This window comes from Curtobacterium sp. MCJR17_020 (assembly GCF_003234365.2).
Classification (GTDB): Bacteria; Actinomycetota; Actinomycetes; order Actinomycetales; family Microbacteriaceae; genus Curtobacterium.
In genome coordinates this window covers 3,118,135-3,142,513 of the sequence record NZ_CP126260.1, presented here as the reverse complement: position 1 = coordinate 3,142,513, position 24,379 = coordinate 3,118,135, and the positions used below count along the sequence as shown (strand labels likewise).

The window sequence follows — 24,379 nt, the reverse complement described above, 5'->3', positions numbered from 1 at the left end:
CGATCAGCGTGCGGCGGTCAGGGCCTTCGTGATCCGCTGCAACGACACCGTCTCGGCGGTGCCGAGTTCCTGCGCGAACAGGCTGAGGCGGAACTCCTCGAGCATCCACCGCGCGTGCACGAGCTCGGGGTGCGAACCGACTGCCGGAGGGAAGGCGCCGCCCGCGTCGACGTAGCGGTCCGTGGCGACGGTGACCTCGCGCATCCACGTGGCATCGCGTCCGGGGTTCTGCAGCAGCTTCTGCACGCGTGCCTCGATGCCCTGCAGGTACACCCGGATGCGCCGGAGCCGGTCGAGCCCGGCGACGGAGACGAACCCCGGGGAGACGAGACGCTCCATCTGCTGGCGCATGTCCGTCAGCGCACCGAGCAGGGACATCGAGTTCGCCTGCTTGAGTGCTCGTTCGGCGGACCGTTGGGCGAGGAGCACGGCAGCGAGCTCGGACACCGCCGTGAACATCGTGTCGACGACCGTCGCCGACACGGCGTCACGAACCGCTTCGAACGCGGCCTTCGTGAACACGAGACCATCCGGGTGGGCTCGGCGGATCACCGCGTCGACGACGGCCGCGAGCACGTCGTCGAACAACGCGTTCGTGGAGGCGTACGGGCTCGCCGCGAGAGCGAGCTTCTCCTGCGCGGTCAGGTGCGACTGGATGTACGACACCGGGGACGGCACCGCGAGCATCACCAGGCGACGGACCCCGGCGGGCATGCGGACCTGCCGGTCGGACGGCGTCGCGAGCAACTGCACCCCGACGGTCGCCTTCGGGCCGGAGCCCTCTTCCACCAGGGACGGGTACGCGCGGATGACACCACCGGCCTGCTTGGTGTCGAGGGTCTGCGGCAGGTCCTGGGCCGGCCAGGTCGTCAGGCCGGACTGCTCCACCCCGGCACCGCCACCAGCGGCGGCGACGCGAGCCGCGCCTCCCGGCTGTCCCGCAGCCCGCACCGTGGCGGAGGCGACACTCTGCTGGGTACGGTCCTTGAGCTTCGTCTGCAGGACCGACAGGTCCTTGCCGGCCTCGACCCTCCGACCACGTTCGTCGACGACCGCCCAGGTCGGCAGCAGGTGCGACGGCACGCGGGCCAGGTCGAAGTCGGACTCCGACACCGGCACGTAGGTCATGCGCTGGATCGCCTTCGCCAGGGTCGCGCGGAACGACTCGGTCGGCTCGGTCGGGGCGTCGTCCGGCAGTTCGGCGACGATCTTCTCGGCCCAGTCGGCGGCGGGTACGACGTTCTTGCGGATCTGCTTCGGCAGCGACTTGATGAGGGCGGTCACGAGTTCCTTGCGCAGGCCGCGGACCTGCCAGTCGAAGCCCTCTTCGCGCATGCGGGGGAGCAGTGCGAGCGGCACCTGCACGCTCACGCCGTCGTCCTGCGCGCCCGGCTCGAAGCGGTACTGGATCGCGAGTCGCTGGTCGCCGCTCCGCCACTGGGTCGGGTACTCGACGTCGTCCTCCGCCGCCTCGGCAGCGGATTCGTCCAGCAGGTCCGCCCGGCGCATCGTGAGCAGGTCCGGCTGGTCGCGGCGCGTCGTCCGCCACCACCCCTCGAAGTCACGGGTCGTCGCGATGTCCGCGGGGATGCGCGCGTCGTAGAACTCGTAGACGTTCTCGTCATCGAGCAGGATGTCGCGCCGGCGCGTGCGCTCCTCGAGCTGCTCGAGTTCCTTGCGGAGCTTCCGGTTGGCACGGTCGAACGCCTGCTGCGACTCCCACTCGCCCTCGACCAGGGCGTGGCGGATGAAGAGCTCGCGCGAGTGCTCCGGGTCGATCCGGGCGTACTGCACGCGGCGCCGCTGCACGATCGGCACGCCGAAGAGGGTCACGCGCTCGTACGCGACGACCGCGCCCTGCTTCTTCTCCCAGTGCGGTTCGCCGTAGGTGCGCTTCAGGAGGTCACCGGCGAGGGGCTCGACCCACGCGGGGTCGATCCGGCCGACGGTCCGCGCGAACAGCCGGCTGGTCTCGACGAGTTCGGCCGCCATCACCGCATCGGGCTGCTTCTTCGCGAGCACACTGCCCGGGAACACCACGAACCGGGTGTTGCGCGAGCCGAGGTAGTCACGCTTCTCGCGGTCACGCAGCCCGATCTGGCTGAGCAGACCGGCGAGCAGGGACCGGTGCACCGCGTCGCCGTCGTCGGAGCGGGACTGCCCGACCCGGACGTCGACCTGCTTCGCGGCGCGGGAGAGCTGGCGGTACAGGTCCTGCCACTCGCGGATGCGCAGGTAGTTGAGGAACTCGGCCTTGCAGAGCCGGCGGAACGCGCTCGACGACAGCTCGTCCTGCTTGTCCTCGATGTAGTTCCACAGCGCGAGCAGGGTCAGGAAGTCGCTCGTCGGGTCGGCGAAGCGGGCGTGCATCTGGTCGGCGTGGGCGCGCTTCTCGAGCGGGCGTTCGCGGGGGTCCTGGATGCTCAGGGCGCTGACGACGGCGACGACCTCGCGACCGACGCCCTGCCGCCCGGCTTCGAGCACCATCCGGCCGAGCCGCGGGTCGATCGGCAGCCGGGTGAGCTGTCGTCCGGACTTGGTGATCCGGCCGTCCTTGTCGACGGCACGGAGTTCGCGCAGCAGGTCGAGGCCGTCCTTCACCCCACGGGAGTCCGGCGGCTGCAGGAACGGGAACGACTCGATGTCGCCGAATCCGAGCGAGATCATCTGCAGGATCACCGCGGCGAGGTTCGTCCGCAGGATCTCGGGGTCGGTGAACTCGTCGCGACGCTCGAAGTCGTCTTCGGAGTAGAGCCGGATCGCGATGCCGGCGCTCGTGCGGCCCGCTCGTCCCGAACGCTGGTTCGCGCTGGCCTGCGAGATCGCCTCGATCGGCAGCCGCTGCACCTTGGCGCGCGGGGAGTACCGCGAGATGCGGGCGGTCCCGGTGTCGATGACGTACTTGATGCCGGGCACCGTCAGCGAGGTCTCGGCGACGTTCGTGGCGAGCACCACGCGTCGGCGGATCCCCGGCGTGGTGCGTCGGTCGAACACGCGGTGCTGGTCGGCGGCGGAGAGCCGGCCGTACAGGGGCAGGACCTCGGTGCCCTGGTAGCGCTTGCCCTCGATCGCGTCCTGCGCGTCACGGATCTCGTTCTCGCCGGACAGGAACACGAGCACGTCGCCGGGTTCTTCGCGCGCGAGTTCGTCGAGTGCATCGGTGATCCCCTGCAGGGTGTCGCGGTCGTCGGCGCCGTTCGCCCCGCCGCGGTCGGCCGTGCGCGAGTCGGTCTCGTCGTCCTCGTCGGTGTCGTCGGCGTCCTCGGACACGAGCGGGCGGTACCGGATCTCGACGGGGTAGGTCCGCCCGGAGACCTCGATGATCGGGGCGTCGCCGAAGTGCTTCGAGAAGGACTCGGGGTCGATCGTCGCGCTCGTGATGATGAGCTTGAGGTCGGGTCGCCGGACCAGGAGTCGCTTGAGGTAGCCGAGCAGGAAGTCGATCGTGAGCGAGCGCTCGTGCGCCTCGTCGATGATGATCGTGTCGTACCGCTTCAGGTCGCGGTCGAAGTGGATCTCGTTCAGCAGGATGCCGTCGGTCATCAGCTTGATGCGGGTGTTCGACGACACCTTGTCGGTGAACCGGACCTGGTAGCCGACGAGGTCGCCGAGGTCGCTCCCGAGCTCTTCGGACACGCGCTCGGCGATGGTGCGAGCGGCGATCCGACGGGGCTGGGTGTGTCCGATGTGCTCACGCCCCAGCTCGAGGCAGATCTTCGGCAGCTGGGTGGTCTTGCCTGAGCCGGTGGCACCCGCGACGATGACGACCTGGTTGTCACGGATGGCGGCCGCGATGTCGTCCCGCCGCTGCGAGACCGGCAGTTCGGGCGGGTACGTGATGACTGGCGGCGTGGGAGACATGAGCATTCCAGGATACCGTCACGCCGCCGGTGCTGCGAGCCCGGCGGCCAGGTCTCCTGCGGACCGAGCGGGCAGGGCACACACGCGGTCGTGACAGACGTACGCGGCCGGCTCGAGCGCATCCCGCGCCTCGAACAGCTCGAACCCCGCGGCTGCCCACTCCGTGGCCTGCGTCGGGGTCACGCGAGCGATGATCGTGCCGGGTCGGCGCGCGGCACGGACGGCGTCCCGCAGCGGGTCGTGCGGGTCCGACGTCACGACCACGATCTCGCGCGAGGGTCGTTGCAGCCCGAGTGCGAGACCGAGGGCGTCCGCGTGCCCGAGCGGCCGCTCGGTACCCGTCGTCGCCCGGTCCGCCACCAACCGCTCGGCGGCTGTTCGGTACGCGGAGTCGCCGGTCAACGCCGCGAGCTCGGCTGCCGCTGCGGCCAGCGCCACCGTGCCGGAGCGCATCGCGGTCTGCGGCTGTTCCCCGGTCGCCGTGCCCGCTCCGGCGAGCACGGCGTCGACGTCGAACCGGTTCGCCAGGCCGTCGTCGACCAGGGAACGAGCCGTCACGGCGTAGGTGACCTCGCCGGTCACCAGAGCGAGCTCGAGCAGCCCCTCGGCCAGCAGCCCGACGTCCTCGATCGTCGCCGGGGCCGCCGACGGCCCGCGCGGCGTGCTCGAGCGGACCGCGACGTGCCCGTCGTGCACGTGCGACCGCAGCAGCGCATCGGCTGCCGACCGGGCGAGGTCGATCATCTCGGGGTCGTCGTGGCGTTCACCGGCGATCGCGAGCCCGCGGATCGCCAGGCCGTTCCAGCCGGTCAGGACCTGGTCGTCGAGTGGTGGCGGGTCCAGGAGGGCGCGCTCCGACAGCGGCCGTCGGTACCACTCGCCCTCCACCCGCCGGCCGTCGATCGTGGACTCGCTGTCCTGCGCGGCCACGAACGCTCCGTCGTCCTGCTGCAGGGTGTCCCGCAGGAAGTCCGCGATGCCGCGCGCCTGTTCGGCCCCGGCGACCGCGAGCAGGCCAGCGTTGTCGTAGAGCATCCGTTCGTAGTGCGGCACACTCCAGTCGCGCTTGGTGGCGTACCGGAACACGCCGCCGTCGGCATCGGTCAGCCCGGAGGCCCGGATCGCGTGCAGCGACCGGTCGAGCAGGCCGCCGGCCTCGGCATCGCCGTCGCGTGCTGCATCGGCGAGGAACTCCAGCAACGGCGTGCTCGGGAACTTCGGAGCACCGCTGAAACCCCCGTAGGTGGTGTCCTCGGCCTGCGACAGCTGGCCGGTGACGGCCCGGATGCTGTCGACGGACGGGAGGCGCGGGTCGGCTCCGCCAGGACCGTCGCCGGCGCGGGCGGTCGCGTCCGCCGCGGCCCCCTGCCGGATCGCCGTCGCGATGGCCGCGGCGTTCGCGTCGACCTCGTGCCGCCGCTCGGTCCACGCGTCGAGCACCGCCGCCAGGATCTGCCGGAACGCGGGCACCTGACCGACCGGGGTCGGCGGGAAGTAGGTGCCGGCGAAGAACACGTGGCCCTCGGGCGTCAGGAACGTCGTCAGGGGCCACCCGAGCTGCTGCGTGAACGCGCTCGCCGCGGCCATCAGGCTGGCGTCGACGTCGGGACGTTCTTCGCGGTCGACCTTGACGGCGACGAAGTCCTGGCGGAGCAGTGAACCGATCTCCGGGTCGCCGAAGCTCTCCCGCGCCATGACGTGGCACCAGTGGCACGTGGCGTAGCCGACCGACACCAGGACCGGGACGCCGCGCTCACGTGCCTCGGCGAAGGCTTCGGGGCCCCACTCGCGCCAGTCCACGGGGTTGTCGGCGTGCAGCCGGAGGTACGGGCTGACCGAGGTGCCGAGTCGGTTGTCGTTCATGGCTCCAGCGTGCCCCGTGGCGACTGAGCGGGCCAGCGACGGGCGCGATCTGTGGACGGATCGCGGAGTCCACAGGCCGCAGCGGGACGGTCAGTGGGGGAGCCACCCCGTCAACGCGGCGAGACGCCGTGCGACCTGGGTGGGGGTGAGACCGTCCGTGTCCACCCGGGTGACCGTGTCCCCGGAAGCCGCGTCGAGCCTCCTGGCCGTCCGCGTGCTGTGCGCGAGCTGCGCCTGCGGGACGTCGCCACCCGACCGTCGGGCCAGCCGCTCGGCAGTGGGACCGTCTGCCGCGCGCAGCAGGACCGTCGTGACCACGGGGTCGTCGCCCATGGCGGCGGTCAGACGCTCGTGTTCGAGCACGGAAACGGTGTTCGTGTAGACCAACCGGTGGTGGCCGAGCTCGCGGTAGGACGTCCACAGGGCGGCGAGGTTCCGTTCCGCGAGCCGCGCCTCGGGGTGCTCGACGTGCGGTGCGGGGTGCGCCAGGTCGAGCAGGTCGCCCTCGATCACCGCATGGCGCACGTCCGCAGCGACGAGCAGGTCGTGCAGTGCCTCGGCAGCGGTGGACTTGCCGACACCGGACCGACCGCCGATGAACAGGACCTCGGAGCGGGGCGTGCTCGGCGCCGTCACCCGAGGCCCAGCGACAGGAGCGCGAGGGCAGCGTCCTCGGGGCCGTAGTCGAACATGCGCTCCCAGAACGGGTCGTCGGCCCACGGCACGTCGCCGTCCGCCGGTGTGGACTGCGCGGACTCCACCAACCAGTCGAGTTCGGGCAGGACCGCGGTCGCGAAGGTCGGCGGCTGCCACCCGAGCGCGCGTGCCGCCGTCGTGTCGAGGACGAACGGTGACGGCGACGACCAGGGGGTGGTGCCGACGAAGGCAGGGGCGTCCGCGTCGAGCAGGACCTCGTCGAACCGGTGGTCGAGGTGCCCGGCGATGGTCCGCACGATCTCGAGCGCTGTCGGAGCGGAGTCGTCGGCGACGTTGAGGATGCGCCGGTCCGGAGCGTCCGCGACCAGTCGGACGAGCGAGCCGATGCCGCTCGCCGCCGTCGTGTGGTCCACGCCGCGGCCGTGGTCGGCGAGCAGGATGCGTTCGCGGCCGTCGAGGACCCGGCGGACCACGAACCACTCGCGTGGTCGACCGATGCCGACGCCGTACACCTTCGACGGGCGCAGCACCGTGACCGGGGCGCCGTGGTCGAGCAGCACCTGCTCGGACGCCACCTTCGCCGCGCCGTAGCCGTCACGGCTGGTCGGGTCGCCGTCGCCCGCGGTGACGGTCGGTTGGATCTCGGTGACCGCGGCGCCGAAGACCGGCTTGTCCGTCGAGTTCGCGTGCCGGCCCTGCTCGTCGACGTAGACCGCACGTGAGGAAACGAACACGGTGGACCCGACGTCGTCGAGGAACGGCAGGAGCTGCGTCGCGTCGTCGCGGGTCAGCCCCACGGTGTCGACGAGCAGGTCCGCGCCGGGGCGGAGGAGGTCGCGCAGGGTGCTCGTGTCGCGGCGGTCACCCGCGGTGAAGCTCGCGCCGCGGGCGGTGAGGGAATCGGCTGCCGGGCCACCGCTGCGGGCCAGGACGTCGACCTGCCAGTCGTCGCCGCCCCGCCCGGAGGCGTCGAGGAGCTCACGCGCGACGGCCGAACCGATCCCGCCGGTACCGCCGAGGATGACCGCGCGTCTGGAGCTCATGCCCCAACGCTAGCCGGGACGCGCGGCGTCGTCAGGACGCCAGGACCTCGGGCTCGTGCCGCCACCAGTCCAGCAGCGAGCCGTCGTACACGGTGACCTTGTCGTGGCCGAGCACGGTCAGGGCCAGGGCATCGACGCACGCGGCGCTGCCGACCCCGCAGTACGTCACGATCTCGTCCTCGCCGACGACCGCGGCGAACGCCTCGGCGAGCTTCGGCCCGCGCAGGTACGCGTTGGTGTCCGGGTCCACCAGGGTGTCCGCGGTGATCGGGGTGCTGCCCGGGATGATCGGCGGGTGCTCGTCGCCGAGGGCCGCTTCGGGTGCCGCGAACACCAGTGCGGCGGGCTGTTCACCCGACACGGCTCGGCGGACACGGGCGTGGTCGGCCCAGAGCGGGCGTTCTTCACCGGCGAGGAAGGCGCTGTCGTCATCGGGCGCCTTCGCCGGCGAGGGTGCCTGGCGCAGGGCACCGACGCGGACCGGCCGGCCCTCGTCGCGCCACTTCGTGAACCCGCCGTCGAGGACCGCGACGGAGTCGAAGCCGAACGACCGGAAGATCCACCACAGCCGTGCCGACCACTCGCCGACGCTGTCGTCGTAGACCACGACCGTCGAGGTGTTCGTGACGCCGAGGTCACCGGCAGCTGCTTCGAACCGCTCGGCACCCGGGCGGGTGAAGGGCACCTCGGCACCCGGCGTGGAGAACGCGTCGACGAGGTCGGCGAAGCGGGCGCCGGGGACGTGCCCGCGCTGCTCGTAGGAGTCGACCGCGGAGTGCCACATCGTCTCGAAGCCGGTCCCTACCGTGTGCACGGAGGCGTCGAGGACGACGAGCTCGTCACCACCGAGGTGGTCGGCGAGCCACTGCGTCGACACGAGCGGCGAGGTCAGGACGGGGGCCATGCCGCACACGATAATGCGGACCTCTGACGGGTGACAGGGAAACCGACACACTGCGCAACCGGGGCGCGGGTGGTGGCGTGTGCGTCGACTCGGAACGACAAGATGGTCGTCGTACGACATCGTGATCGTCGTTCCGAGTCGGCAGCCCCGCTGCGGCGTCAGTGCGCGGCGGCGGGGATGCTCCCGGTCGTCGTGGACGCGGCGTGGGCGAGCCGGTCGAGCCGCACCGACTGCCGGTTGATGAGCAGGCCACCCGCGAGGGCGACGAGCACGAGCACACCGGCCGAGATGCCGAACGCAACGTGGTACCCGTCGAGCGTGGCCTGTGCCTGCTGCAGCTTCGTGGGTGCCGCCGACAGCCCGGTCAGGCTGTTCTTCACGACGTCGGCGAAGATCGTCGACAGCAGCGCCGTGCCGATCGAGCCACCGATCTGCTGCATGGTGTTGACCGTCGCCGAGGCCACACCGGCGTCGGCTCGGGCCACCCCGGTGGTCGCGGTGTTCATCGCGGACGAGAAGATCGTGCCCATGCCGAGCCCGATGACGATCAGCGCCGGCAGGACGGTGCCCGCGTAGGAGCTGTCCAGGTCGGTGCGCAGCAGCAGGAGCAGGCCGATCGCGGCGACGAGGCCACCGGCGAAGATCAGGATCTTCGGGCCGATGCGCGGCAGCAGTCGCCCACCGATCTGCGTCGCCGAGATCATGATCGACAGCGGCATCGGCAGGAAGGCCAGACCGGTCTGCAGCGAGCTGAACCCGAGGGTCTGCTCGAGGTAGTAGGTCAGGAACAGGAAGATGCCGAACATGCCGATCGCCACCAGGCCGATCGCGATGAACGACCCACCGCGGTCACGGTCGAGCACGACCCGCAGGGGCAGCAGCGGGTGCGCCACACGGGTCTCGATGAACACGAACGCGGCGATCAGGACGACGCCACCGGCGAGCATCGCGATGGTGACGGGGGAGTCCCAGCCGTTGGTCTCGGCGTTCGAGAAGCCGTAGACGACGCCGACCAGGCCGGCGGTGATGGTGATGACGCCGGCGACGTCGATGCGCGGGCGGTCGACCTTCGGCGGCTTCTCCATGAAGACGAGTGCGCCGATCACGCCGAGCACCGCGAAGACGACGTTGACGTAGAGGCACCAGCGCCACGACGCGTACTCGGTGAGCACGCCGCCCAGGAGCAGGCCGATGGCCGCACCGGAACCGGCGATCGAGCCGAAGATGCCGAACGCACGACCGCGCTCCTTCGGGTCGCGGAACGTGGTGGTCAGCATGCCGAGCGCGGACGGGGCGAGCAGCGCCCCGAACACACCCTGCAGGGCGCGGGCCGCGACGAGCAGGCCGAACGAGTCGGCGAGGCCACCGAGGACCGATGCGACCGCGAAGCCGACCAGGCCGATGATGAAGGTGTTCTTGCGGCCGAACAGGTCGCCGAGGCGGCCGCCGAGCAGCAGGAGCGAACCGAACGCCAGCGAGTACGCGGTGACGATCCACTGGCGCTGGTCGGTGCCGAACCCCAGGTCGGCCTGGGCCGACGGGAGCGCGATGTTCACGATGGTGGCGTCGAGCACGACCATCAGCTGGGCGAGGGCGATGACCGCCAGGGCGATCCAGCGGTGGTTGCTCTTGGCGGGGGTGGGGCCAGAGGTCGTGGGTGCTGCCCCGGTGGGGGTCGGCACGGTGTGTTCTGCCGTCACGGCAGCCTCCTTCGAGAAGGTTGGAGGGGGAGCACGAAGCGCGCACCGTCGGGCGTTTCGAAGAGGGGAGGTGTCAAACGGATGCGCTGCATCCGTTTGTCGACAGTGTAGACCGAAACGGAAGGTCCGCATCCACTTATTCCCAGAAAGTTCAACTAGGTTCGGCATCGTGAGCACCACCGAGTCCGCGCCCGACCTCGAGCGCCCGCTGCGCGCCGATGCGGCACGCAACCGCGAGCTGATCCTGCAGACCGCTCGCAAGTGCTTCGCGGAGCGCGGCCTGTCGGTCACCCTGAACGACATCGCGCACGAAGCGGGGGTCGGTGTCGGCACCGTGTACCGACGCTTCGCCGACAAGGACTCCCTGATCGAGGCGCTGCTCGCCACCAAGTTCGAGGCGATGAACGACGCTGCGGCTCGCGCCGCCGACGTCGTCGACCCGCGCGAGGCCCTGCGGGTCTACCTGACCGGGGTGTTCGAGTTCCGCGCCCGCGACCGTGCGCTCGCCGATGCCATCGTGCGTGCGGGCAAGGCGCGTCCGTCGATCGTGCAGGAGCGTGACCGGCTGGAACGCCAGGTCTCCGCGATCATCGGTCGGGCCGAGACCGCCGGGGTGGTCCGCGCCGGATTCGACTACCGCGACCTGCCGATGCTCACCGCCATGGTGGGCGCCGTCGCGGACGCCACCCGCGAGCACGACCCGAACGCCTGGCGCCGGTACGCCGAACTCCTCATCGAGGGCGTCCTGCCGCAGACCCGGACCGCGCCGAGCATGGTCGGCGACCCGCTCGACCGCGAGTCCATCGAGCGCGCGCTGCACGCGCAGTCCTGACGCGTCACCGCGGACCGCGCGCGGCTCGGGTGCCAACCGACTCCGGACGGGAGGCCCGTGGCGGGCCCGACCCGTACCTCCCGTCCGGCGGTCTGGTCGCGACCAGTGCGCCGGGCCGACACCCGAAGCGCGCTACAGCCAGCTCGGCAGCCAGTAGTGCGACCGGATGAAGTCCCACGGCACCTGGATCGCGGTCCACATCGGGTACCAGTACGCCGACGCGAGCACCACCACGACCAGGCACACCCCGACCCAGACGATGGCCCGGGTCCGTCGGGGCCGCGGATCGGTCCGTGACCCGAGCACCAACCCGATCGCCGCCGCCAGTGCCATCACCATGAAGGGCTCGAAGGCGATCGTGTAGAACTGGAAGACCGTCCGGTTGACGTACATCAGCCACGGCAGGTAGCCCGCGGCGACGCCGAGCAGGACGAAGCCATACTGCCACTGTCGGCGCAGGATCCAGAGCACGAGCAGTGCCACGGTCGCGATGACCGCCGCGTACCAGATGAACGGGTTCGCGACGCCGGTGATCGCCTCACCGCAGCGGCTCGCCGAGCAGCCGTCCTGGCCGGCATCGGTGCCGACGTAGAACATCGACGTGGGCCGCTGCATGACGAGCCAGAGCAGCGGGTTCGCCTGGTACGAGTGCGGCGTGTGCAGCCCGATGTTGAAGTTGTAGATCTCCGACTGGTAGTGCCACCAGTTCTGCAGGCTGTCCGGCACCCACCGGAGCAGACCGGTCCAGCGCTCTCCTCCGGAGGCCAGCCAGTTGCGGTCCCAGCCGTCCTTCGACACGAACCAGCCGGTCCACGATGCGACGTAGGTGACGGCGGCGATCGGCACGGTGAGCAGGAACGACACGGGTGCCTGCTGCAGCAGCGCGCTCGACGACCAGAACTCGACCCCTGCACGGCGGCGCATCATCATGTCGCTCAGCACGGAGTACACGGCGAAGAACGCCAGGAAGTACATCCCCGACCACTTCGTCGCGGTGGCCAACCCCATCGTCAGCCCCATCGCGAACAGCCACGGACGCCACCAGAGCACGGGCCCCCACAGGGTGTCCCGGCCAGCAGCGACGCGCTCGGCGACCCAGTCGTCGAGCCGCCGCTGACTCCGGCGCCGGTCGAGCAGGAGCGCCCCGAAACCGAGCACGACGAAGAACGTCAGGATCCCGTCGAGCAGCGTGACGCGGGACATCACGATGGCCTGGCCGTCGATCGCGAGCAGGCCGCCGGCGAGCGTGCCGACCAGGGTGGAGCGGAACAGCGACCGGGCGATCACGGCGGTGAGGAACACCGTCGCGATGCCGAGCACGGCGACGGCGAACCGCCAGCTGAACGAGTTGTCCGCCCCGAACAGGAGCATGCCGAGCCCGATCAGGTACTTGCCGAGCGGCGGGTGCGCGATGAACTCCGCGGCGCTGGTGAAGATGTCCGTCTCACCACTCGAGAACCGATCGTCGGTCGTCGGGGCGGAGTCGCTGCTCGGGTTCGCCGGCCAGGTGCCCTCGTAGCCGAGGTGGACGATCGACCAGCCGTCCTTGACGTAGTAGGTCTCGTCGAAGACCAGCGAGTGCGGGTTCCCCAGGTTCGCCAGGCGCAGCACGGCGGCGAGCAGCGTCACTGCGATCGGTCCGGCCCAGCGCCACACCGCGACGCGCTGGGCGGTGGAGAGCACCCGCCCCCACCAGTCGTCGAGGCGCGAGCCGACCGGCCCGTCGGGCACGGCCGTGCGGTCGTCGGTCAGCTCGCTGGTCATCGCTGAGCATCCTACGGATCGACCGCATGTCCGCGCTGCGTCGGAGCTGCGACGACAATGGGTGGCGTGATCGTCCTCGCAGCAACCCCCATCGGCAACCTCGGGGACGCCTCGCGCCGTCTCGTCGAGACCCTCTCCAACGCCACGGTGGTCGCGGCGGAGGACACCAGGACCGCCATCCACCTCATGCGCGCCCTCGGAATCGAGAACCGTCCGCGGCTCATCGCCCTGCACGAGCACAACGAACGGGCGAAGGCGTCCGAGGTCGTCGAGCTCGCCCGTGACGAGGACATCGTGGTCCTCACCGACGCCGGCATGCCCGCGATCAGCGACCCCGGCTTCCCGCTCGTCGAGGCAGCGGCAGCCGCTGGCGTCACGGTCACGGCACTGCCCGGCCCGTCGGCGGTGCTCATGGCGCTCGCCGTCTCCGGACTGCCGACGGACCGCTTCACGTTCGAGGGGTTCCCGACGCGCAAGGGCGGGGAGCGTCGCCGCGCGTTCCAGGCGCTCGCGGGGGAGCAGCGCACGATGGTCTTCTTCGAGTCGCCGCACCGGTTGGCCGAGACGCTCGCCGACATGGCCGTCGGGTTCGGGGGCGACCGTCGCGCCGCGGTCTGCCGTGAGCTCACGAAGCTCTACGAAGAGGTCAGGCGCGGTCCGCTCGACGAGCTCGTCACGTGGGCATCAGAGGGGGTCCGGGGCGAGATCTGCATCGTCGTCGCCGGTGCCGCCGAGGCCACCGAGGAGGCGACGCTCGACGACGGGGTCCGCCTCGTGCTCGAGCGGGTGGCCGCCGGCATGCGCATGAAGGAGGCCGCAGCGGCGGTCGCGGACGCGACCGGGCTGTCGAAACGCGACCTCTACGAAGGCGCGCTCGCGGCGCGGTAGACGACGGCAGTGCCGGACGGGAGGCGCGGGGCGGGCCCGCCACGGGCCTCCCGGATCCGGTTTTCCACAGTCCACCGCCGCGCGCGTCATCCGGGTTCCGCGCGCCCGTAGGATGGTCCGCATGTCCGACGGGTCCTCGTTCAGCATCACCACGCCGATCTTCTACGTGAACGACGTGCCCCACATCGGGCACGCCTACACCGAGGTCGCCGCGGACGTCCTCGCGCGCTGGCACCGGCAGCGGGGTGACGACACCTGGCTGCTCACCGGCACCGACGAGCACGGGCAGAAGATCCTGCGCACCGCCTCGGCGAACGAGGTCACGCCCAAGGAATGGGCCGACCGACTGGTGACCGAGGCGTGGAAGCCGCTGCTCGACACCGTCGACGTGGCCAACGACGACTTCATCCGCACCACCGACGAGCGCCACGAGCGCGGTGTGACGGCGTTCCTGCAGAAGCTCTACGACGACGGCTACATCTACGCCGGCGAGTTCGAGGGCTTCTACTGCGTGGGCTGCGAGGAGTACAAGCAGCCGAGCGACCTGGTCCCCGGCACCGGCGCGTACGAGGGGCAGCAGGTCTGCGCCATCCACTCGATCCCGGTCGAGGTGCTGTCCGAGCGTAACTACTTCTTCCGCATGTCGGACTTCGAGCAGCGCCTGCTCGACCTCTACGAGTCGAACCCGCTGTTCATCCAGCCGGAGAGCGTCCGCAACGAGATCATCTCGTTCGTGAAGCAGGGTCTCCGCGACCTGTCGATCTCGCGGTCCAGCTTCGACTGGGGCATCAAGATCCCGTGGGACAGCGACCACGTCCTGTACGTGTGGTTCGACGCCCTGCTCAACTACGTCACGGCGCTGGGCTACGGCACCGAGGACGACGAGGCCTTCAAGCGCCTGTGGCCGAGCGTGCACATCGTCGGCAAGGACATCGCCCGCTTCCACGCGGTCATCTGGCCGGCGATGCTCATGGCTGCCGGACTGCCGGTGCCGGAGCGCGTCTTCGGTCACGGCTGGTTGCTCGTCGGCGGCGAGAAGATGTCGAAGTCGAAGCTGACCGGCATCGCGCCGTCGGAGATCACCGACACCTTCGGGTCCGACGCCTTCCGCTACTACTTCCTCCGCGCCATCACCTTCGGGCAGGACGGCAACTTCAGCTGGGAGGACATCTCGGCGCGGTACCAGGCCGAGCTCGCGAACGGCTTCGGCAACCTGGCCTCGCGCCTGGTCGCGATGCTGCAGAAGTACTTCGACGGCGCAGTGCCGGCGCGTGGGTCGCTGACCGAGTCGGACCAGGCGATCGACGCCCTTGCGGTGTCGGTCACCGAGCGTGCTGACGCAGCCATCGCCGCGTTCGCCCCGCACGAGGCGATCGCCGCCGTCTGGGAGCTCGTCGACGCCCTGAACGGGTACATCACCGAGCAGCAGCCGTGGGCGCTGGCGAAGGACGACGCGAACCGCGAGCGGCTCGGCACCGTCCTGACCACGGCACTGCGTGGCCTCGGCACCGTCGCGGTGCTGCTCTCCCCGGTGATGCCGAAGGCCACCGAGAAGCTGTGGGCGTCGATCGGTGCCGGCGGTTCGATCGCCGAGCAGCGCGTCGATCGTGCTTTCGAGTGGCAGGGTGCTTCGCACGTCGTGGCGCTCGAGAGCGGGCTGTTCCCGCGCATCGAGCAGTCGGAGCAGGTCTCCGCGTGACCGACGCCCACCTCCGCTCCCGCGGCGACGGGGACGGCTCCAAGCGCGACCTGACCTACCCGCCGCTGCCCGAGGCGCTCGTGGTCCCGGTCTACGACAACCACACGCACATGGAGATCGCCGACGGTGGCGACGGGGCGCTCGACTACCGCGAGCACCTCGGCCGTGCCTCCAGCGTCGGCGTCCGCGGTGTCGTGCAGGTCGGTACCGACCTCGCGACCTCGCAGTGGTCCGCGTCGATCGCCGCCCGTGAACCCCGCGTGCTCGCAGCGGTCGCGCTGCACCCGAACGAGGCGCCGTCGCTGCAGGAGCAGGGGCTGCTCGACGAGCACCTCGCCGGCATCGAGCGGCTGGCGGCACTGCCCCGCGTCCGGGCGATCGGTGAGACCGGGCTCGACTTCTTCCGCACCGGTGAGGACGGGCGCGACGCCCAGATCCACTCGTTCGAGGAGCACATCCGCATCGCGAAGGAGCACGGCCTCGCGCTGACCATCCACGACCGCGACGCGCACGACGCCGTGGTCGAGGTGCTCGACCGCGTCGGGGCTCCGGAGCGCACCGTGTTCCACTGCTTCTCCGGCGGACCCGACCTGGCTCGGCTCTGTGCCGAGCGCGGTTGGTACATGTCGTTCGCCGGCACCGTGACGTTCAAGAACGCAGCACTGCTCCGCGAAGCGCTGGTCGTCGCGCCGCGGCACCTGATCATGGTCGAGACGGACGCGCCGTTCCTGACCCCGACGCCGTACCGCGGCCGGCCGAACGCCCCGTACCTGATCCCGATCACCCTACGGTCGATGGCGGAGACCCTCGGCACCGATGCCTCGATGCTCGCCGCGCAGATCGCGTCGAACACCGAGCTCGTCTACGGTGCGTGGGACGCCGAGCCCGTGACGGTGGACGAGTAGTGGGCGCGCTGCTCGGCCCGGCCGAGATCCGGGAGCTCGCCGCCGAACTCGACGTGACCCCGACGAAGAAGCTCGGGCAGAACTTCGTGCACGACGCCAACACCGTCCGGCGCATCGTGTCGGTCGCCGGCGTGACGCCCTCGTCCCGGGTGCTCGAGATCGGGCCGGGCCTCGGCTCCCTGACGCTCGGGCTCACCGAGACCGGGGCGCCCGTCACCGCCGTCGAGATCGACAAGCGGCTCGCGGCGAAGCTGCCGTCGACGGTCAGCGCGCTGCAGCCGACGGCGACGTTGACGGTCGTGCAGCAGGACGCGATGACCGTCGCCGCATCGGACCTCGACACCGAACCGACGCACCTCGTCGCGAACCTGCCCTACAACATCTCGGTACCCGTGCTGCTGCACCTGCTCGCGACCTTCCCGTCGATCGAGCGGTCGCTGGTGATGGTGCAGGCCGAGGTCGGGTACCGTCTCGCGGCGGGCCCGGGCAGCAAGGTCTACGGGTCGCCGAGCGTCAAGGCCGCCTGGTACGGCTCGTGGAGCACGGCCGGGCTCGTCAGCCGCCAGGTGTTCTGGCCCGTCCCGAACGTCGACAGCGTGCTGGTGGCGTTCGACCGGCACGATCCCCCGGGGGACGAGCGGCTGCGGTCGCGGGTCTTCACCCTGGTCGATGCGGCGTTCCAGCAGCGGCGGAAGATGCTGCGGCAGAGCCTGTCCGGTGTGCTCGGTGGCAGCGCCCACGCCTCCGAGGTCCTGACGGCGGCGGGCATCGACCCGACGGCTCGGGGCGAGGCGATCGGTGTCGACGACTTCGTGCGGCTCGGTCGGACGGTCCTGGCGGCTGCGGGGTAATCACCTCACGCCTCGGATCGGCGAAATACGAAATGTTCGGTGCCGTCCGTTCGGTGCTCCTACGGTTGATCACATCGACCAAGGAGACACCATGCAGCCGACCGAACCACGCCGACCGAACCGCCGCGGCCTGACCGAGGAACAGCTCACAGCGGGACGTCGTCGCGCCCTGCTCAGCGCGGATCCCGGTCGGCAGCGGGGGTCGAAGATCTTCACCGACGCCGAGCGGCAAGCGCTGTTCGCTCGGACGCCGCGACCTGAAGGCACGTTCGAAGAACGCCGCGAGCGCCGACGGCGCGCGATCGAGTCGATCGATCCGGACTTCTGGGTCGAGCCGACCGTCTCATTCCACACGCATCCCTGACCGTGTTCGAGCGACTCACGCCCGAGCATTTCGACGAGCACCGGGTCCTCGAGTTCAACGACTGCGCCGCCCGCCCGGACGCGGTCCTCGTCGAGTCGAGCTTCATCCGGAGCGCGCTGCGCCGGACCGATCGTCACAAGGTCGAGGCGGTCGCGTTCCTCGACCACCTCGACCTCGCGGGTACAGAGATGATGTACAGCGCCTACACGGAGTTCGAGGTTCTGCGAGCTGCTCACGGCATGGCCACGGAAGCCGCTCGTCGCCATGTCACAGCATGGCGAGAGTTGTTGCGGTCGACGCAACTGCACTGGGTCGGGGTCGATGCCGTCAGCGATGAGGTCCCAGACCTCATGGAAGAGTTCGGCCTGACCGTCTCGGGTGCATTGCACGTCGCAACAGCTCGGCATTGGGAAGTCGACGGCTTCGTGACGGTCGATCCCGCGTTCGGCGTCGTCGACAAGGAGCGCCTCCCGCTGATCATCGACGCCGAGGGTGCGCAGCTGGCGCGTCGCCTGCGGACCGGTTCCCAGCGCTGATCCGCGACGGCGGTGTCCTCCGGCCTACGATGACGGCATGACCGACGGAACGGTTCGCTCGCACGCGCAGGGGATGGCGCCGGACCGTGTCCTCGCGGCGACGGGCAAGTCACCGGACGAGTGGCACGCGCTGATCGACACGGCGGGCGGAGCCACGATCGGGCACGCTGCGATCGCGTCGTGGATCGTTGGTCAGGGTGTCGAGCCATGGTGGGCGCACGGCATCACCATCGGGTACGAACAGGCTCACGGGCTCCGCATCCCCGGTCAGCGCTCGGATGGCACCTTCGCGGTGTCGGCGTCACGGCAGGTCCCCGGTGAGCGCGAGGCGGTGCTCGATCGGATCGTCCCGGTGTTCACGGCCGCACTCGGGTCCACGCCGACGTCCGAGCGCCGCGGCGGCAAGCGCCCGTCGGCCCGGTGGACCTTCGCCAGCCGCGAATCCGTGCTGCTGAACACCGAGGACGGTCCCAAGCCCGACACCGTCCGCATCTCGGTGCAGCGGGAACGGCTCACCGGCCCCGAGCGGATGCCCGACGCCAAGGCCGAACTGCAGCAACTGCTCGCCGGCCTCTGACGCCGCGAACGGGGGAGCGCGCGCAGGACCCGCGGACCCCTACGATCGGCGGGTGCGTCGCATCACCGTCTCCCAGTGGCTCGCGATCGTCGCCGTGCTCGGCGGGATCGTCATCGAGTGCTTCGCCGTGCCCGCTGTCGTGCGGAACCTGCAGAACGACGCGGCATGGGCGGGAGCGCTGCTCGGGGTTGCGCTTCCCGTGTTCGGGATCACGGTCTGGGCCTTCCGAGACGATCCGAACGATGACGATGACGACGACTTCCGGCCGCCGCCGCGCCTCGATCGTTCGGGTCGGGTGGCCGAGGGAGCGCTGGCCGTGACCGCGTTCACCGCAGCCTGGGCGGTGACACGTCTGCACCACAAACCCCTCGACTCGGCGTTGTACAGCGCGGTGGTCGCATCGGCGCTCCCGCTCGCGAGCCGCGCCCTCGATCGGTTCGCGCGTCGCCGCGGAGAGCAGGCCGACGGCGCCGAAGACTGACGCGCCCCTCGCACCGTGCGAGACACGCCGAGCGTGGTGCGAGGTTCCGTGGTCCGTGCGAGCCAACGTGCCTCGCACCGAATACGGAACCTCGCACCGTTCGAGGCGCCCCGCGTGTCAGTGCGCGCGCGACGCCATCGCCTCGAAGATCTGCTGGTGGGTGCCGTCGCGCTCGGCGAACCGGAGCGGCAGCACGTTCTGCACCAGGATCTCGGGCGAATCGCCCGCGGACAGCAGCTCGATGACCTCGTCGGCGAAGGCGTCGAGCGGCATGCCACCGAAGTCCGCTCCGCCCATCAGGTCGGTCGACACCGCCGGGGGAGCGAGCTCGAGCACCGAAACCGGGGTACCGAGCAGCTGCTGACGGAGTGACTGCGTGTAGGAGTGGATGCCGGCCTTGGTGGCGTTGTACGTCGGCGTCGCGGTGAGCGGGACGAACGCGAGTCCGGACGACACCGTGACGATGGTCGAGGCGGGCTGCGCCAGCAGGTGCGGCAGGAACGCGTCGATGAGGCGGATCGTGCCGACCAGGTTGGTCTGGATGATCTCGAGCGCGTCGTGGATGTGGTCGGAGGAGCGCAGATCCTCGTTGCGCATGATCCCCGACATGGTGACGAGGGTGTCGAGCGACGGGTACGCCTCGAGGACGGAGGCGGCAGCCATCTCGATGGATGCGGCGTCGCTCACGTCGATCTGCACGGTGCCGAAGCCGTGCTCGGCGGCGAGCGAGTCGAGGAGCAACTGGCGACGCCCGCCGATGACGACTGTGCTACCCGCGGCCTGCAGGCGCTGGGCCAGGGCGAGGCCGATGCCGGAGGTTGCGCCGGGGATGAAGACGGTGGAGTTCGTGATGTCCATGTCCACCACCATGCGCCTTCGTCGGCGACCCATCCAGACCTCGGTCATCGGGGGATCGGCGATCCCTGGCACGGCGGCGGGAACCGGACGACAATCGGGACCATGGACCGCGCTGCACTCGCCGACTTCCTCCGCCGTCGCCGCGAACTGCTGCGCCCCGAGGACGTCGGCCTCGGCCAGGGACCACGACGCCGGACCCCTGGTCTCCGGCGCGAAGAAGTCGCCGCGCTCGCGGGCATGTCGGTCGACTACTACACGCGCCTGGAACAGCAGCGTGGGCCGCAGCCGTCGGAGCAGATGATCGCCGCGATCGCCCGGGCGCTCCGGTGCAGCCTCGACGAACGCGACCACCTGTTCCACCTCGCCGGGCAGAACGCCCCGACCCGGTTGCACCGCGCCGACCACGTCGACCCCGCGATCCTGCGGGTGCTCGACCGGCTCGAGGACACCCCCGCGATCGTGGTCAGCCACCTGGGCGAGACGCTGGTCGAGAACCGGCTCGCGGCGGCGCTGCTCGGGTCGTCCGTCAGCCTGCCCGGCAACGAGCGGTACCAGGCGTGGCGGTGGTTCGTGACCGGGGACGAGCTCGCGAAGTACGCGCCGGAGCAACACGAGCGACTGGCCCGGGTCGTGGTGGCGTCGCTGCGGGCGGCGGTGGGGCTGGCCGGACCGGGGGACCGTCGGGCCACCGAGCTGATCGCCGAGCTCGAGACCCGCAGCCCCGAGTTCCGCGAGCTCTGGGCACTGCACGAGGTGACGAGTCGCTGGTCCGACAACAAGACGATCGTGCAGCCGCAGCTCGGCCGGATCACCGTCGACTGCCAGGTCCTGCACACCGACGACCAGGCACAGGCACTGCTGCTCTTCACCGCGCCCCCAGGATCCGAGGACGCGCAGAAGCTCGAGCTCCTCGGCGTCGTCGGCCAGCAGGCATTCGCGGGCTGACGCCCTCGCACGGTGCGAGGGCCGCCGACCGCTGGCGCTGAACGGTGCGAGGTTCCGTACTCGGTGCGATCCTCGACACCTCGCACCGAGTACGGAACCTCGCACCGAACGCCGAACCCACCGACGACCACACGAAGCAACCGCGCGTCACACACTTGGCCGCGTGCGGTATACCGTGCCTAGGGTGGGCGGGTGAGCACTCCCCGCGTGTACGTCATCCACGAGAACCCCGAGTGGTTCCCGCCGCTCGCCGCAGCATTCGAGGCCGAGGGCGTCCCGGTGCAGGAGATCCTGCTGACCGAGGGACAGATCGACCTCGGTGCCGAGCCGGAGCCCGGTGTGTACTGGTCGCGCATGTCGGCGTCGAGCCACACCCGCGGCCACGAGCACAGCAAGGAGTACACCCGCGCGGTCCTCGGCTGGCTCGAACGAGCGGGTCGCCAGGTCGTCGGCGGCAGCCACGTGCTCGAACTCGAGGTCTCCAAGGTCGCCCAGCACGGGCTGCTGCAGAACGCCGGGTTCGACGTGCCGCGCACGACCGCCGTGTTCGGCGCGACGACGCTCAAGCAGGCCGCACGGGACTTCACGAACGGCCAGGACGTCCCGTTCATCACGAAGCACAACCAGGGCGGCAAGGGCCTGGGCGTCCGTCGGTTCGACTCGCTCGCCGAGTTCGACGCCTACGTCGACTCGCCGGAGTTCGAGGCTCCGGTCGACGGCATCACGCTGCTGCAGGAGTTCCTGACCGCCCGTGAGCCCTTCATCACCCGCGTCGAGTTCGTCGGCGGCGAGTTCGTCTACGCCGTCCGCGTCGACACCAGCGCCGGCAGCTTCGAGCTCTGCCCCGCCGACGCGTGCGAGGTCCCGCAGGTCATCGCCGGAGCGGTCTGCGACGTACCGGGCGCCGACCAGCCGAGCGCGTTCAGCGTCCGGACCGAGATCACCGGCGAGCACCCGCTGGTCCAGCAGCTCCGCACGTTCCTCGCCGACCAGCGCGTCACCATCGCGGGCGTCGAGTTCATGGAGACCACGGACGGCCGCACGGTCGTCTACGACATCAACACGAACACGAACTACAACCCCGCGGTCGAGGAGTCCGCGCCGGCCTCCGGCCCGCGCTCCATCGCGCGGTACCTCGGCGGCCTGCTGGAGACGCAGTACGCAGCGCAACTGACCGCCTGAGAGCGCAAGAACCACCGGACTGGAGGCCCGTGGCGGGCCCGCCACGCGCCTCCCGTCCGCTCCGCGCCCCTTGCAGGGCACTCCCCACCTCCCCAAGGAACTCACCCCGTGCGATTCGGATACTGGACCCCGCTCTTCGGCGGCTGGCTGCGCAACGTCGACAACGAGAACATGCCGGTCACCTTCGACTACGTGAAGCGCTTGGCGCAGCGCGCCGAGCGGATCGGCTTCGACCTGACGCTCGTGCCGGAGCTCAACCTCAACGACATCAAGGGCACGGCGGCGCCGTCGCTCGAGGCCTGGTCGCTCGCGGCGGCCATCGCGGCGACGACCGAGCGCCTCGAGATCATGGCGGCGATGCGTCCCGGCTACCACCTGCCCGCGGTGACGGCGAAGCAGGCGGCGACGATCGACGACATCTCGTGCGGCCGCTTCACGTTCAACGTGGTGAGCGCGTGGTGGGCGGAGGAAGCCAAGCAGTACGGCGGCATCTTCTCGGAGCACGACGACCGGTACAAGCGGACGGCGGAGTTCGTCGAGGTCATGAAGGGGATGTGGCGGGAGACGCCGTACTCGTTCTCGGGCGAGTACTACGACATCGAGAACGCGCACCTCGAGCCGAAGCCCCGCGTGACCCCACGCATCTACGCCGGCGGCGAGAGCGAGGCGGGCAAGGCCGCGATCACCGGGTACGCCGACGCCTACGTGACCCACGGCGGTACGGTCGAGGAACTCCGCACGAAGATCGCCGAGATGAAGCAGCGCCGGGTCGACGCCGGACTGCCGCCGTTCGAGGCGTTCGGCATGGCCGCGTACGTCATCGTCCGCGAGACCGAGGAAGAGGCGCAGGCCGAGCTCGCGCGGATCACCGACGTGCAGCACGGCAACGCGTACGAGTCGTACCAGGACTTCATCTCGAAGTCGCAGCTCGAGCACGTCCCCTCGCTCGAGGACTACTCGGTGTCGAACCGCGGCCTGCGCCCCGGGTTCGTCGGCACGCCGGCGCAGGTCGCGGCCCGGATCAAGGAGTTCGAGGACGCCGGGGTGGACACGCTGCTGCTGCAGTTCTCGCCGCAGCTCGAGGAGATGGACCGCTTCGGCGAACAGGTCATCCCGCTCGTCCGCCCGTCGGTGGTCGCGGCGTCCGAGGCGGTCGTCTGATGGGCACGACCGAGGAGGAGTGGGCGTTCGAGACCCGGCAGATCCGCGCGGGCTTCAAGGCCGACCCGGGGTTCGGTGGCAACGTCCCGCCGATCGCCCAGACCGCGGCCTTCGTGTACCCGTCCGGTGAGGACGCGGCGGACCGTTTCATGCTCAACGCCCCGGGGCACACGTACTCGCGCGTGAACAACCCGTCGGCGGCGGCGCTCGAGCGCCGCATCGCGGACCTCGAGGGCGGCGTCGGCGCGCTCGCGCTGGCGTCCGGCCAGGCGGCCACCTTGTTGGCCGTCCTCGGCGTCGCCCGGGCCGGTGACCACGTCGTGTCGAGTGCCTCGCTGTACGGCGCGACGTACACGCTGTTCGCGTCGACGCTGCACGACCTCGGCATCGCGTTCACCTTCGTGCAGGACCCCACGGACCTGGACGAGTGGGCTGCTGCGGTGCGTCCGGAGACGAAGGCGTTCTTCGGCGAGTCGATCCCGAACCCGCGGGGCGACGTCCTGGACTTCGCGGGGGTGGCCGGGGTCGCGCACGACGCCGGCGTCCCGCTCATCGTCGACAACACCATCGCGACGCCGTACCTGGTCCGGCCGATCGAGCACGGCGCCGACATCGTCGTGCACTCGGCGACGAAGTACCTGGCCGGTCACGGTAGCGCCATCGCCGGGCTCATCGTCGACAGCGGCAACTTCGACTGGGCGGCCCACGCCGACAAGTTCCCGCAGCTCGCGACCACCGAGCAGTCCGGGTTCGCGAACACGGACTTCGCGTCGAAGTTCGGGCGGCGCGCGTTCATCCAGCGCACCCGGTCGAAGCTCTCCGCCGACCTCGGTCCGGCGATCGCCCCCTTCAACGCCTTCCTGGTGCTGCAGGGCATCCAGACGCTCTCCCTGCGGATGGAGCGGCACGTGTCGAACGCGGCCGCCGTCGCGTCGTGGCTGGACGCGCACGACCAGGTGCTCGGCGTGCACTACGCGGGACTGCCGTCGTCGCCGTGGCACCACCTGCAGCAGCGGTACGTGCCGAAGGGGCCGTCGGCGGTCCTGGCGTTCGACCTGGACGGCGGGGTCGAGGCCGGACGGCGGTTCGTGGCCGCCCTCGAGCTGTTCGACCACGTGTCGAACATCGGTGACGTCCGGTCGCTCGTCGTGCACCCGGCGTCGACGACCCACGTGCAGATGACGTCGTCGGAACGGGCAGCGGCGGGCGTGGGCGACGGGCTCATCCGGCTGTCGATCGGCCTCGAGCACATCGACGACGTCCTCGCCGACCTGGCGCGGGGCTTCGCGGCAGCCGCAGCGGGATAGG

General features: G+C 70.5%; 21 protein-coding genes. 13 read left to right on the top strand and 8 right to left on the bottom strand.

From position 1 onward, the window contains the following. Window positions 1–3: 3 nt before the first annotated feature. From hrpA to DEJ14_RS14870, 6 genes are all read right to left on the bottom strand, one after another. Window positions 4–3,861 carry an ATP-dependent RNA helicase HrpA gene (hrpA, locus tag DEJ14_RS14895; RefSeq protein WP_111084779.1) on the bottom strand — a complete coding sequence of 1,286 codons (3,858 nt, stop codon included), beginning with the start codon at window positions 3,859–3,861 and terminating at the stop codon, window positions 4–6. 18 nt (window positions 3,862–3,879) lie between these two features. Continuing rightward, entirely contained in the window at window positions 3,880–5,724 is a 1,845-nt protein-coding gene (locus tag DEJ14_RS14890; RefSeq protein WP_111084714.1) for a thioredoxin domain-containing protein, read from the bottom strand. A 90-nt stretch (window positions 5,725–5,814) separates the two neighbouring features. Continuing rightward, entirely contained in the window at window positions 5,815–6,360 is a 546-nt protein-coding gene (locus DEJ14_RS14885; protein ID WP_111084713.1) for an AAA family ATPase, read from the bottom strand. After that, the gene (locus DEJ14_RS14880; protein WP_111084712.1) at window positions 6,357–7,424 is read right to left on the bottom strand and encodes an NAD-dependent epimerase/dehydratase family protein; all 1,068 of its coding nucleotides are present in this window, start codon (window positions 7,422–7,424) and stop codon (window positions 6,357–6,359) included. Before DEJ14_RS14880 ends, DEJ14_RS14885 begins: the two co-directional genes overlap by 4 nt. 31 nt (window positions 7,425–7,455) lie before the next feature. Further along, window positions 7,456–8,328, bottom strand: coding sequence for a sulfurtransferase (locus DEJ14_RS14875; protein WP_181437458.1), 873 nt, complete (start codon window positions 8,326–8,328; stop codon window positions 7,456–7,458). 158 nt (window positions 8,329–8,486) lie between these two features. Then, window positions 8,487–10,028, bottom strand: coding sequence for an MFS transporter (locus DEJ14_RS14870; protein WP_111084710.1), 1,542 nt, complete (start codon window positions 10,026–10,028; stop codon window positions 8,487–8,489). A gap of 169 nt (window positions 10,029–10,197) precedes the next feature. Between DEJ14_RS14870 and DEJ14_RS14865 the strand changes: the two genes are divergently transcribed. Beyond that, the gene (locus DEJ14_RS14865; protein ID WP_159574131.1) at window positions 10,198–10,860 is read left to right on the top strand and encodes a TetR/AcrR family transcriptional regulator; all 663 of its coding nucleotides are present in this window, start codon (window positions 10,198–10,200) and stop codon (window positions 10,858–10,860) included. A gap of 132 nt (window positions 10,861–10,992) precedes the next feature. On the opposite strand, the gene DEJ14_RS14860 is transcribed toward DEJ14_RS14865, so the two are convergent. Next, window positions 10,993–12,624: a dolichyl-phosphate-mannose--protein mannosyltransferase gene (locus DEJ14_RS14860; protein WP_111084709.1), complete on the bottom strand. Its 1,632-nt coding sequence runs from the start codon at window positions 12,622–12,624 to the stop codon at window positions 10,993–10,995. 66 nt (window positions 12,625–12,690) lie between these two features. Here DEJ14_RS14860 and rsmI point away from each other — a divergent pair, with 66 nt between their 5' ends. From rsmI to DEJ14_RS14820, 8 genes are all read left to right on the top strand, one after another. Then, window positions 12,691–13,512, top strand: a complete 822-nt coding sequence (rsmI, locus tag DEJ14_RS14855; protein WP_111084777.1) for a 16S rRNA (cytidine(1402)-2'-O)-methyltransferase — start codon at window positions 12,691–12,693, stop codon at window positions 13,510–13,512. Between the two features lie 121 nt (window positions 13,513–13,633). Continuing rightward, window positions 13,634–15,211, top strand: a complete 1,578-nt coding sequence (gene metG, locus DEJ14_RS14850) for a methionine--tRNA ligase (RefSeq protein ID WP_111084708.1) — start codon at window positions 13,634–13,636, stop codon at window positions 15,209–15,211. Further along, window positions 15,208–16,116 (top strand): TatD family hydrolase, encoded by a 909-nt coding sequence (locus DEJ14_RS14845; RefSeq protein ID WP_111084707.1) that lies wholly within the window; start codon window positions 15,208–15,210, stop codon window positions 16,114–16,116. Before metG ends, DEJ14_RS14845 begins: the two co-directional genes overlap by 4 nt. After that, the gene (gene rsmA, locus DEJ14_RS14840) at window positions 16,116–16,967 is read left to right on the top strand and encodes a 16S rRNA (adenine(1518)-N(6)/adenine(1519)-N(6))-dimethyltransferase RsmA (protein WP_111084706.1); all 852 of its coding nucleotides are present in this window, start codon (window positions 16,116–16,118) and stop codon (window positions 16,965–16,967) included. The genes DEJ14_RS14845 and rsmA overlap by 1 nt, the downstream gene beginning before the upstream one ends. A gap of 91 nt (window positions 16,968–17,058) precedes the next feature. Continuing rightward, window positions 17,059–17,331, top strand: coding sequence for a hypothetical protein (locus DEJ14_RS14835; protein ID WP_111084705.1), 273 nt, complete (start codon window positions 17,059–17,061; stop codon window positions 17,329–17,331). Between the two features lie 2 nt (window positions 17,332–17,333). After that, window positions 17,334–17,867, top strand: a complete 534-nt coding sequence (locus tag DEJ14_RS14830) for a type II toxin-antitoxin system VapC family toxin (RefSeq protein WP_181437457.1) — start codon at window positions 17,334–17,336, stop codon at window positions 17,865–17,867. Window positions 17,868–17,904: 37 nt separating this feature from the next. Further along, window positions 17,905–18,444, top strand: a complete 540-nt coding sequence (locus tag DEJ14_RS14825) for a hypothetical protein (protein ID WP_111084703.1) — start codon at window positions 17,905–17,907, stop codon at window positions 18,442–18,444. 52 nt (window positions 18,445–18,496) lie between these two features. Then, the gene (locus tag DEJ14_RS14820) at window positions 18,497–18,925 is read left to right on the top strand and encodes a hypothetical protein (protein WP_111084702.1); all 429 of its coding nucleotides are present in this window, start codon (window positions 18,497–18,499) and stop codon (window positions 18,923–18,925) included. Between the two features lie 117 nt (window positions 18,926–19,042). Here DEJ14_RS14820 and DEJ14_RS14815 read toward each other — a convergent pair whose 3' ends face one another. Continuing rightward, the gene (locus DEJ14_RS14815; RefSeq protein ID WP_111084776.1) at window positions 19,043–19,783 is read right to left on the bottom strand and encodes an SDR family oxidoreductase; all 741 of its coding nucleotides are present in this window, start codon (window positions 19,781–19,783) and stop codon (window positions 19,043–19,045) included. 102 nt (window positions 19,784–19,885) lie between these two features. Between DEJ14_RS14815 and DEJ14_RS14810 the strand changes: the two genes are divergently transcribed. The 4 genes from DEJ14_RS14810 (at window position 19,886) to DEJ14_RS14795 (ending at window position 24,378) form a co-directional block, all read left to right on the top strand. Continuing rightward, complete coding sequence (locus DEJ14_RS14810; protein ID WP_111084701.1) at window positions 19,886–20,728, top strand: helix-turn-helix transcriptional regulator; 843 nt, start codon at window positions 19,886–19,888, stop codon at window positions 20,726–20,728. 192 nt (window positions 20,729–20,920) lie between these two features. Beyond that, complete coding sequence (locus tag DEJ14_RS14805; RefSeq protein ID WP_111084700.1) at window positions 20,921–21,910, top strand: ATP-grasp domain-containing protein; 990 nt, start codon at window positions 20,921–20,923, stop codon at window positions 21,908–21,910. Window positions 21,911–22,018: 108 nt separating this feature from the next. Continuing rightward, window positions 22,019–23,071 (top strand): LLM class flavin-dependent oxidoreductase, encoded by a 1,053-nt coding sequence (locus DEJ14_RS14800; RefSeq protein ID WP_111084699.1) that lies wholly within the window; start codon window positions 22,019–22,021, stop codon window positions 23,069–23,071. Continuing rightward, on the top strand, window positions 23,071–24,378 hold the full coding sequence (locus tag DEJ14_RS14795) for an O-acetylhomoserine aminocarboxypropyltransferase/cysteine synthase family protein (RefSeq protein WP_111084698.1): 1,308 nt from the start codon (window positions 23,071–23,073) through the stop codon (window positions 24,376–24,378). Before DEJ14_RS14800 ends, DEJ14_RS14795 begins: the two co-directional genes overlap by 1 nt. Window position 24,379: the final 1 nt, after the last annotated feature.